The 12,024-nt window shown below is 72.9% G+C and carries 1 protein-coding gene; it reads right to left on the reverse strand.

The genetic code is table 11. The features are described from left to right. Positions 1-19 precede the first annotated feature (19 nt). Entirely contained in the window at positions 20-11,998 is an 11,979-nt protein-coding gene (locus tag ACIQ7D_RS30230) for an amino acid adenylation domain-containing protein (RefSeq protein WP_403942974.1), read from the reverse strand. Between the last annotated feature and the right edge of the window lie 26 nt (positions 11,999-12,024).

The following is a 12,024-nucleotide window of genomic DNA, read 5'->3' on the forward strand; positions in this document are numbered from 1 at the left end:
CGGATGGTCCCGGCGGGAACTACTCGGCCGGCCTGCCGTCCAACTCGGCGGCCACGATGTCCCAGATCCGCCGGGCGACGTCAGGGTTGGTCAGCATCTCGCGGTGGGAGCAGTCGAGAGTGTGCTCCCGGACCTCGCCGGCGACGAGGGGATGCCACAGGTCGGCCTTCGGTTCCGCGTCCGCGGAGAGCAGCAGCAGGTCACCGGTCGTCTTCCGGGTCCGGTGTGCGAGAAGGATCTTCGTGTTGTTGCGTACGATCCGGACGTACGCCTCGTGCTCCTCTCCGGTGAGCGCCCCGGCCACCGTGTTCTCCTGCTCGACGAAGCCCGCCCGCTGCTCCGCGGTGGGGGCGCCGTCCATCGGGCTCGAATCCAGCACGACCAGGAGCGACACCTCCTCGCCGGCGTCCCGGAGCTGGGCGGCCATCTCCTGGACGACATTCCCGCCGAAGGACCAGCCGAGCAGTTGGTAGGGGCCCGTGGCCTGCACGGTGCGGATCTGTGCGACGTAGTCGGCGGCCATCCGCGACAGCGAGTCGGGCAGTTCGGCCGCGCCCGTGTCCGTGCCCCGGGGCCGCAGGGCGTAGAGCGGATACCGGTCCGATACGCAGTTGGCGAGCCAGCCGTACTCCCAACCGAGCCCCAGCACGGTGTGGGCGCAGAAGATCGGCGTCCGGTCGCCGCTCGAACGCATGGGCACCAGCACATCCGTGGACTTCTGCTGCCCGCCCCGGGCGATCCGGTCGAGGAGGCCGGCGACGGTCGGCGCCTCGAAGACCGCCCGTACCGGGACCTCCGCGTCGAGGACCGCCCGGATGCGGTTGACCAGGCGCACCGCCAGCAGCGAGTTCCCACCCCGCTCGAAGAAGCTCTCCTCGACCTCGACGGACGGTACTTCCAGCACCTGCTCGAAGATCGAGCAGAGCAGTTGCTCCCGCAGGGTGACCGGGCCGCGCCCGCGCGATCCGGGACCGGCCCCGTGGTCGGGGACGGGGAGCGCGGCGCGGTCCAGCTTGCCGTTCGCCGTCAGCGGCAGTTCCTCCAGCACGACCACCGCCGACGGCACCATGTACTCCGGCAGCCGGCTCGCCGCGAACTCCCGTACCGCCGCCGCCAGCCGCACCCTGTCGTCACCGGTTCCGGTACCGGCGACGACGTAGGCCACCAGGCGCGGAGAACCGGGAAGGTCCTCCCTGACGACGACGGCGGCCTGCGCCACCCGCTCGTGCCCGGCCAGTGCCGCCTCGACCTCACCCGGCTCGATCCGGAATCCGCGCATCTTGACCTGGTCGTCGACTCGGCCGACGAACTCCAGCCGGCCCGCGGCATCCCACCGGGCCACGTCCCCTGTCCGGTACATCCGTTCACCGGTCGGCCCGAACGGGCAGGCCACGAACCGCTCGGCGGTGAGCGCGGGACGCCCCAGATAGCCCCGGGCCAGCCCGTCGCCGGCCAGGTACAACTCCCCCGCCACACCGGGTGGCACGGGCCGGAGCCCGGCGTCGAGCACATAGGCCCTGATGTTCCAGATGGGCCGTCCGATGGGCACGGTCCCGCCGTCCCGCTCCGGATCGCACTCCCAGGAGGTGACGGCGATCGAGGCTTCGGTGGGCCCGTAGAGGTTGTGCAACGGCACGCCCAGCACGGCTCGGCAGCGGTCGCGCACCGGCGCCGGCAGCGCCTCCCCGAGGCAGAGGACCGTCCGCAGGCTGGTGCACCTCTCCATGGCCGCTTCTTCCAGGAACGTCCGCAGCACTGAGGGGACGAGCTGAACGACCGTCACCCGTTCCCGGTTGATCAACTCGGTCAGGTAGCGGGGATCCCGGTGCCCGCCCGGCCGGGCCAGCACGATCCCGGCGCCGTTCAGCAACGGCCAGAACAGCTCCCACACCGAGGCGTCGAACCCGAACGAAGCCTTCTGCAGGATCCTGTCCACCGCTCGCAGATGGAACTCCTCCTGCATCCAGGCGAGCTGGTTGACCACTCCGTGGTGCGTGACGGTGACGCCCTTCGGGGTGCCGGTGGACCCGGAGGTGTACATCACATAGGCCGGATGGCCGGACCGCAGTGGTGTGGTCCGGTCGGCGTCGGTGACCGCCCGGGCGTCCGCCGCGGCCACCGCCGCCCGTACCTCCGGGTCGTCCAGCGTGATCCACTCCGCCACGGCTGAGGCCGGGCGGGACGGGCCGGTGGGGCGCCGGAGCCGGGAGGCGACGCCCGCCGTGCTCACCACGGCGACCGGAGAGGCGTCGGCAAGCGTGCGGTCCACGCGCCGGAGCGGCTGGTCGGTGTCGATGGCCAGGTAGGCGCCGCCGGCCTTGATGACGGCCAGCAGTGCGACGACCTGTTCCACGGAGCGGTCCATGACCACGCCGACCGGGGCTTCCGGTCCCGCCCCACGGGCGATCAGGTACCGGGCGAGCCTGTTCGTCCGCGCGTCCAGCTCGGCGTAGGAGACCCGCTCCTCCTCGGCGAACAGGGCGATGGCGTCGGGGGTGCGTTCGGCCTGCTGGTGGAGGAGTTCGGCAAGGGTCGCCTCCGGCACCGGGCGGGCGGTGTCGTTCCACTCCCCGAGCACCCGCCGCCGTTCCGTACCGTCGAGCAGGTCGATGCCGTGCACCGGCGTGGTGGGGTCCGCGGTGACCGCCTCCAGGACCCGTACGAGCCGGGCCGTCAGGAGCTCCACGGTGGACCGGTCGAACAGCTCGGTGGCGAACACCACCTCGCCGTCCAGGCCCGCCGGCGCACCCGTCTCGTCGAACTGCTCGTGGACCTCGATGTCCAGGTCGAACCTGGCCGACGGCAGACCGGTGGAATCCTCGGTCACCCGCACGCCGGGCAGTTGCGGCACCGACCGGGGGTTGTTCTGTACGGCGAGCAGGACCTGGAACAGCGGGTGCCTGGCCATCGAACGGGCCGGTGCCAGCTCCTCCACGAGCCGCTCGAAGGGCACGTCCTGGTGCTCGAACGCCTCCAGACCGGTGGCACGCACCCGGTGGAGCAGTTCCACGAAGTCCGGGTCGCCCGACAGGTCGGTCCGCATCACGACGGTGTTGGAGAAGAATCCGACCAGCTTGTCCAGGCTCTGATCCATCCGCCCGGCCACCGGGCTGCCGATCACGATGTCCCGCCCGGCGCCGCTCTTCGACAGCAGCACCGACACCGCCGCGTGGAGCAGCATGAACATCGTCACGCCCTGCCCGAGCGTCAGCTCGACCAGTCGCGCGTGCAATCGGGCCGGTATCCGCAGCGGGACCCAGCCGGCCCGGCGGCCGGCCACGGCCGGCCGCACCCGGTCCACCGGGAGGGCCAGCTCCTGGGGCGCCCCTCCGAGCTGGGCCTTCCAGTAGGCCACCTGTTCGGCGAGCACACTGTCCGGGTGATCCATATCTCCCAGCAGGTCCCGCTGCCACAGCGTGTAGTCGGCGTACTGCGTCCGCAGCGGCTCCCAGCCCGGCCCGTGCCCCGCGCGCCGTGCCGCGTACGCCTCCGACAGATCCCGCCACAGGGGACCCATCGACCATCCGTCGCCCGCGATGTGATGGACGACCAGGGAGAGCGCCCATTCCTCGCCACCGGGTGACTCATCGTCCGTGAGGCGGAACAGGTCGGCCTTCACGGGCAGTTCGGTGGCGAGGTCGAAGGCGTGGGCGGCCAGCTCACCGCGGCGCTCCGCCAGCTCCGCTGCCGTGACGGTGGTCGTCGGCAGGTCGACGACCGCTTCTCCGGCGGGGTGGACGAGCTGCGACGGCTCATCGCCCACCATGGGGAAGGTCGTCCGCAGGCTCTCGTGCCGCGCCACCACATCGGCCAGGGCCGCCCGCAGGGCCGCGGTGTCCAACGGCCCGGACAGCCGCAGCAGCAGGCAGATGTTGTAGAGGTGGTTGGGGCCCTCCAGACGGTCCATGAACCACAGGCGGCTCTGCCCGTAGGACACCGGCAGCACGGCGGGCCGGGGCATGGGCGCCACCGGCGGCCGTACCGGGCCGACGGCCTGTGTCAGCTTCCGGGCGAGTCCGGCCACCGTCGGCGCCTCGAACACCGCCCGTACGGAGGTCTCCAACCCGAGGACGGCCCGGATGCGGCTGACCAGCCGCACCGCGAGCAGGGAGTGCCCGCCCAGAGAGAAGAAGTCGTCGTCGGGACCGACGCGCGGCACACCGAGCACGTAGGCGAAGGCGGTGCACAGGAGTTCCTCGCGCGGGGAGGCCGGGGCGCGTCCGGGATCGGTCGCGGACGTGGGTTCGGGCTCCGGCAGGCCGGCGCGGTCCACCTTGCCGTTCGCGGTCAGGGGCAGCCGGTCGAGCACCGTCACATAGGACGGCACCAGATGTTTCGGCAGCCGCTCGGCCACGAACTCCCGCAGCCTGGAGACCAGTCCGGCACCGACGGCGGGGCCCGCCGGCACCACGTACGCCGCCAGGCGCTTGTCGTCGGGGCCGTACTCGCGGACGGTGACCACGGCCTGGGCCACGTCGGCGTACGCGGACACGACGGCCTCCACTTCGCCGGGTTCGACACGGAATCCGCCGATCTTGGCCTGGTCGTCGACGCGTCCGACGAACTCAAGCACCCCGTCGGCCCGCCACCGCACCAGGTCGCCGGTGCGGTACATGCGGGCGCCCGCGCCCTCGAACGGGCAGGCCACGAAGCGTTCGGCGGTCAGTCCGGGGCGTCCGGCGTAGCCGCGGGCGAGTCCGTCACCGGCGATGTACAGCTCCCCGGGCACACCGACGGGAGCCGGGTGCAGGGCGCTGTCAAGGACGTAGCCGCGGGTGCGGGCCAGGGCGCGGCCGATGGGGATGTCCCGGCCGCTGTCGACGTCCGCCGGGCCGACGGGGTGGCTGTGGGTGTAGGTGGTGCTCTCGGTGGGGCCGTAGCCGTTGATCAGGACGGTGCCGGGCAACGCGCCGAGCAGGGCACGGCAGTGCTCGACGGAGAGCACGTCCCCGCCGGTCAGCAGGGAGCGCACACCGCGCAGCGCGTCGACGTCGAGGTCGACGACCTGGTGCAGCAGTCCGGTGGGCAGCACGGCGACGGTGACGCGGTGCGCGGCCAGGAAGGTGCGCAGGGAGGCGACGGACGGCGTCCCGGCGGGGGCGACGGCGAGGGTGGCGCCGTTGAGCAGGGTGATCCAGATCTCGAAGGTGGTGCAGTCGAACGACACGGACGCCAGGTGCGCCACGACGTCTCCGGCACGGACGCCCGCGTAGTCGGCGGGGCGGACCAGCCGGTCTATGGCGCGGTGGGTGACGGCGACGCCCTTGGGGGTGCCGGTGGAGCCGGAGGTGTAGACGGTATAGGCGGCGGCGTCGAGGTGCGGGAGCGGGGCCGGGGGCATGGCGGCCTCGGCGCGCACGGCGGCACGCGTCGCCGGATCGTCCAGGACGAGGCGGACCGGTACGGCGGTCGTCGCGGGCAGCCGGGCCGCGATGTCGCTGGTGGTGAGGAGGGCGACCGGGCCGGTGTCCCGGAGCATCAACTCGATGCGGGCGGCCGGGTATCCGGTGTCGACGGGAAGATAGGCGCCGCCCGTCTTCAGGACGGCGAGGAGGGCGGTGACCATCCGCGGTGAGCGGTCCATGACGACGGCGACGTACTTCTCCGGCCCGGCGCCGTGGCGCACGAGGTGCCGCGCGAGCCGGTCGGAGGCGGCGTCGAGTTCGGCGTACGTCATGCGGGTGCCGTCGGCGATCAGAGCGGGGGCGTCCGGGGTACGGGCGGCCTGCGCGCGGAACCGGGCGGGCACGGTCGCGGCCGGCTCGGACCGGTCGGTGGCGTTCCACCCGGTGAGGACGTGGTGCCGTTCGGTGGCGTCCAGGGGGTCGATGTCGCGGACCCGCAGCCGCGGGTCCGCGGCGACGACGCGCAGTACGTGCAGCAGCCGGGCGGCCAGGGTCTCGGCGGTGGCGCGGTCGAAGAGGTCGGCGGCGTAGGTGAGGCCGCCGTCGACGCCGGCGGGCCGGCCCTCGTCGTCGAACCGTTCGACGACCTGGAAGTCGAGGTCGAACTTGGCGCCGGGCACGTCGGTGGCGACGCCCTCTATGCGCAGGCCCGGCAGGTCGATGGTGGCGGCGGGCACGTTCTGTACGGCCAGCATGACCTGGAAGAGGGGGTGGCGGGCCATGGACCGGGCCGGTGCCAGTTCCTCCACGAGCCGCTCGAACGGCACCTCCTGGTGTCCCAGCGCGCCCAGCGCCGACCTTCGTACCCGGCCGAGGACCTCGGCGAAGGTGGGGTCGCCGGACAGATCGGTGCGCAGCACGAGGGTGTTGACGAAGAAGCCGACCAGGTCGTCGGCGGCCTCGTCGGTGCGGCCCGCGACCGGGCTGCCCAGCGGGATGTCCTCGCCCGCGCCGAGCCGGGACAGCAGGACGGCCAGGGCCGCCTGCCACACCATGAACATCGTGACGCCCTGTGTGGCGGCCAATTCGGCCAGTGCGCCGTGCAACTCGTCCGTCGCCCGCAGCGGCACCCAGTCCCCCTCCCGGCTCGCGACCGCGGGCCGGGGCCGGTCCGTGGGCAGCTCCAGCTCCTCCGGGATGCCGCGCAGCGCGTCCTTCCAGAAGGCGACCTGGCCGTTGAGGGGGCTGTCCGGGTCGTCGGGGTCGCCGAGGAGTTCGCGCTGCCACAGGGTGTGGTCCGCGTACTGCACCGGCAGCGGTTCCCAGCGCGGCGGCCTCCCGGCGCGGCGGGCGGCATAGGCGGTGGACAGGTCGCGCAGCAGCGGGGCCAGGGACCAGCCGTCGGCGGCGATGTGGTGGGTGACGAGGACCAGCACCGCCTCGGCCGCGCCGGCCCCTTCAGCCGATTCGGCCGCGCCACCGGCGGCCGGTCCGCCGACGTCGAACAGGGTGGCCCGCACGGGGAGTTCCCCGGCGAGGTCGAAGACGTGGCGGGAGGCCTGGGCGATCCGCTCGTCGAGCGCGGCGCGGGAGACGGGCACGACGTCCAGGCGCGGACGGGCCTCGCCGGCGGGTACGACGTCCTGGTGGGGCCGGCCCTCCTGCTGCGGGAAGCGGGTGCGCAGGCTCTCGTGCCGGGCCACCACGTCGGCCAGGGCGGCACGCAGCGCACCGGTGTCGAGGAGGCCGGTCAGCCGCAGCACGAGAGGGATGTTGTAGAGCGCGCTGGCGCCTTCGAGGCGATCCACGAACCACAGGCGGCGCTGGGCGTACGACAGCGGCAGCCGCTCCGGCCGCGGCCTGGCCGTGAGCGCGGGCCGGGCCGGGGTGGCGCCGGTCGCGTCGATCGCCGCGGCCAGTCCGGTCACGCTGGGCGTCTCGAAGACGGCGTGCACGGGAATCTCCGCGCCGAGAACGGCGCGGACGCGGCTGACGAGGCGTACGGCGAGCAGCGAGTGCCCGCCGAGCGCGAAGAAGTCGTCGTCCACCCCCACCCGGGGCACGCCCAGCACATGGGCGAAGACGGAGCAGAGCAGTTCCTCGCGCAGCGACGGCGGGCGGGCCGGCGCACCGGCGGCGACCGTCTCGGGGGCGGGCAGCGCCGCCCGGTCCACCTTGCCGTTGCCGGTCAGCGGCAGCCGGCCCAGGGTGACCACGGCGCTCGGCACCAGGTAGTCCGGCAACCGGGCGGCGACGTGATCGCGAAGCTCGTCGGCCGGCCCGGCGGCGCCGGCCGCCGGTACCACGTACGCCACCAGGCGTTTGTCGCCCGGAGTGTCCTCCCGGACTGCGACCACCGCCTGGGCCACGGCCGGGTGCGCGGCGAGCAGTGACTCGGCCTCCGCGGGCTCCACCCGAAACCCACGGATCTTCACCTGGTCGTCGACGCGCCCGACGAACTCCAGCACCCCGTCGGCCCGCCACCGCACCACGTCACCGGTGCGGTACATACGTTCGCCGACCCCGTCGAACGGGCAGGCCACGAAGCGTTCGGCGGTGAGCCCGGCGCGGCCGACGTAGCCGCGGGCCAGGCCGGCCCCGGCGATGTACAGCTCTCCGGCGACTCCCGCCGGGACCGGGTCCAGGGCGTTGTCGAGGACGTACATGCGAGTGTTGTCCAGGGGCCGGCCTATGGGGACGATCTCGCCGATGCCCCGGGGATCGGTCAGTGGGATCTGGGTGCCGATGACGGTGACCTCGGTGGGGCCGTAGCTGCTGCGGACGACGATGCCGGGGACCGCTTCGAGGATCTGCCGTACGGCGGCCTCGGGGACGACGTCGGCTCCGGTGAGCACGTCGCGGACGCCGGCGAAGGCGGACGGGTCCTCCTCGGCGATGACGCGGAACAGGCCGGCCGTCAGATGTACGTGTGTCAGCGCGTACTGGGCGACGAGGGACCGCAGCCGGGCGGCGTCCAGGCGGCCGGGCGGGGCGACGACGAGTTCGCCGCTGGTGAGCAGCCGCACCCACAGCTCCACGGTGGAGCCGTCGAAGGTGTGCGGTGCGGCGAACAGGCCGCGGGCGGTGCCGGGGAACCGCCAGCAGCGGTCGCCGGCGAGGTCGGCGATGTTCCGGTGGGTGGTCGCGATGCCCTTCGGTTCGCCGGTGGAGCCGGAGGTGAACATGATGTAGGCGAGCTGGTCGGGCAGGCTTCGCCCGGTGACCGCGGTGGCCGGGCGGTCCGCCCAGGCGGTGCCGCCGTCGTCGGCGACGACCACGGTGGAGACGTGGTCGCGCACGCCGTCGGCGTGCCTGCCGTCGGCCAGGCACACGCCGACCCCGGCGCGGGACAGCACCTCGGCGATCCGGGGGGCGGGCTGGTCCGGGGCGACGGTGACGTAGGCGCCACCGGCTTTGAGGATCGCGAGCAGTGCGGTGACGAGGTCGGTCGAGCGGTCCATGACGACGCCGACCGGGGTCTCGGGGGCGACGCCGAGGTCGACGAGGTGGTGGGCGAGCCGGTTGGAGCGGGCGTCCAGTTCGCCGTAGGTGAGCTGTTCGGTACCGGAGATGAGGGCGACGGCCTTCGGGGCGCGGGAGGCGCGGATGGTGAACAGTTCCGGGACGGTGAGCGCCAGGGTGTCGCTGCGGGTGGCGTTCCACTCGGTGACCAGGCGCCGCCGTTCGGCGGGGTCGAGAAGGTCGACGCGAGCGACGGGCTGGTGGGGGGCCGTGGTGACGGCGTCCAGGACGCGCAGCAGGCGCGCGACAAGGGTCTCGGCGGTACCGGGATCGAAGAGGCCGGTGGCGTAGGTGAGGCCGCCGAGCATGCCGTCCGGTTCGCCCGCGTCGTCGAAGAGTTCGACGACCTGGAAGTCGAGATCGAACTTGGCCAGGGCGGGCAGGCCCGGACGGGCGTCGACCTCAAGGCCGGGCAGCACCACGTCGCTCCGCGGGATGTTCTGTACGGCCAGTATGACCTGGAAGAGGGGGTGGAGGCCGGTGTGGCGGGTGGGAGCGAGTTCCTCCACGAGGCGGTCGAAGGGGATGTCCTGGTGTTCCAGGGCGCCGAGGGCGGCCTGCCGCACCCGGGCCAGCACCTCGGTGAAGTCCGGGTCGCCGGACAGGTCGGTGCGCAGCACGACGGTGTTGACGAAGAACCCCACCAGGTCCTCCACCGTCTCATCCGTACGGCCTGCCACCGGGCTGCCGAGGGTGATGTCCTCCCCCGCACCGAGCCGGGACAGCATTACGGCCAGGGCCGCCTGCCACACCATGAACATCGTCACGCCCTCGGCCCGCGCCAACTCCGCCAGCCGCCGGTGCAGTTCGGTGGGGACGTCGATGTCGGCCCAGCCGGCGCCGCGTCCGGTGCCGGCGGTACGGGGGCGGTCGAGTGGCAGTGTGAGTTCCTGGGGGGCGCCGTCGAGTGCGGCCCGCCAGTGCTCGACCTGCCCGCGCAGGAGGCTGTCGGGGTCGTCCGGGTCGCCGAGGAGGTCCCGCTGCCACAACGCGTAGTCGGCGTACTGCACCGGCAACGGCTCCCACTCCGGCGCCCGCCCCGCACACCGCGCCGCATACGCCGCCGACAGATCACGCCACAACGGACCCATCGACCACCCGTCACCCGCGATGTGATGCACCACCAGCACCAGAACAGAACGATCCCGACCCTGGGTGAACAGAACCGCCCGAAAAGGAAGTTCCACGGCCAGATCGAAAACGTACCCCGACACCTCCGCGATCCGCGCCTCAAGCCCGCCGTCGTCCACGGGGATCACCGGCAGTTCGACCGGAGTCTCCGCGACCGGCACGATCTCCTGATACGGCTCGCCGTCCACCTCCGGGAACCGGGTACGCAACGTCTCGTGCCGCCCCAGCACATCCCCCAGAGCCATACGCAGCGCACCGACGTCGACACAGCCCGCCAGACGCAGCACCAACGGAATGTTGTACAGCGCGCTCGCACCCTCCATACGGTCCACGAACCACAGACGGCGCTGCGCGAACGACAACGGCAACCGCCCCGGCCGCGGACCAGCGGCCAACCCGGGACGCACGGAAATACCGTCCGACTCGGCCAGCCGGACCGCCAGCCCCGCCACGGTCGGCGCCTCGAACAGGGTGCGGACGCGGAGTTCGACACCGAGGACGGCGCGGATCCGGCTGGCCAGACGCACCGCCTGGAGCGAGTGCCCGCCGAGCGCGAAGAAGTCGTCGTCCACCCCCACCCGGGGCACACCCAGCACATGGGCGAACACCGAGCAGAGCAACTCCTCGCGCAGGCTCACCGGACGCCGCGCGGGCGGTCCGGCGGCGGTGTCGTCGGCGGTCGGGCCGGGCTCCGGGTCGAGCGCGTGCAGCCGGCCTTCGCGGTCCCAGCGAGCGCGGCCGCCGGTGGGTCGCATGAGGCTCCCGCCGTCCGTGAACGGGCAGGGTACGGAGGCGTCATCGTCCCGGGCCGCGCCGTCGATGACGTACACGTCGCCGGGTACGCCCGGAGCCACCGGGGTGAGGTGGGCGTCCAGGACGTAGACGCGGGCGTCGGGGCCCGCGTAGTGCGGCTGTCGGCCTGGCCACTCCGCCACGACGTGCTGCCGCTCGGCCGGTTCGAGGACGTCGACCGTGTGCACGGGGCGGCCGGGATCCCGTGTCATGCCGTCGAGGACGCGCAACAGGCGTGCGACGAGGGTCTCGGCGGTGCCGGGGTCGAAGAGGTCGGTGGCGTAGATGAGCGCACCTGCCATGCCCGCGGGCCGGCCCACGGCGTCGAAGCTCTCCGCGATCTGCAGGTCCAGGTCGAACTTGGCGTCGCTGGTGGCGTACGGGAGCGGTTCGACGTCGGCGCCGGTCAGTTCGGGGACGGTGAGCGGGGCGGACCGCACCTCCAGAACGACCTGGAAGAGGGGGTGGCGGCCCGTGGAACGGGTCGGTGACAGCTCCTCGACCAGCCGCTCGAAGGGGATGTCCTGGTGTTCCAGGGCGCCGAGGGCGGCCTGCCGCACCCGGGCCAGCACCTCGGTGAAGTCCGGGTCGCCGGACAGGTCGGTGCGCAGCACCAGGGTGTTGACGAAGAAGCCGACGAGGTCGTCCGCGGCTCCGTCGGTACGGCCCGCCACCGGGCCGCCCAGTGTGATGTCCTCCCCCGCACCGAGCCGGGACAGCAGCACGGCCAGGGCCGCCTGCCACACCATGAACATCGTCACGCCCTCGGCCCGCGCCAACTCCACCAGCCGACCGTGCAGTTCGGTGGGTACGTGCATCGGCACCAGCTCACCGGCGTGGCTCTCGACGTCCGGTCGGGGCCGGTCGGTGGGCAGGGCGAGTTCCTCGGGGGCGCCGGCCAGTGCCGCGCGCCAGTAGGCGAGCTGGCCGGAGAGAAGGCTGTCCGGGTCGTCCGGGTCGCCGAGGAGGTCCCGCTGCCACAACGCGTAGTCGGCGTACTGCACCGGCAACGGCTCCCACTCCGGCGCCCGCCCCGCACACCGCGCCGCATACGCCGCCGACAGATCACGCCACAACGGACCCATCGACCACCCGTCACCCGCGATGTGATGCACCACCAGCACCAGAACAGAACGACCCCGACCCTGGGTGAACAGAACCGCCCGAAAAGGAAGTTCCACGGCCAGATCGAAAACGTACCCCGACACCTCCGCGATCCGCGCCTCAAGCCCGC

The sequence above is a fragment of the Streptomyces sp. NPDC096310 genome (genome assembly GCF_044763125.1).
Classification (GTDB): Bacteria; Actinomycetota; Actinomycetes; order Streptomycetales; family Streptomycetaceae; genus Streptomyces.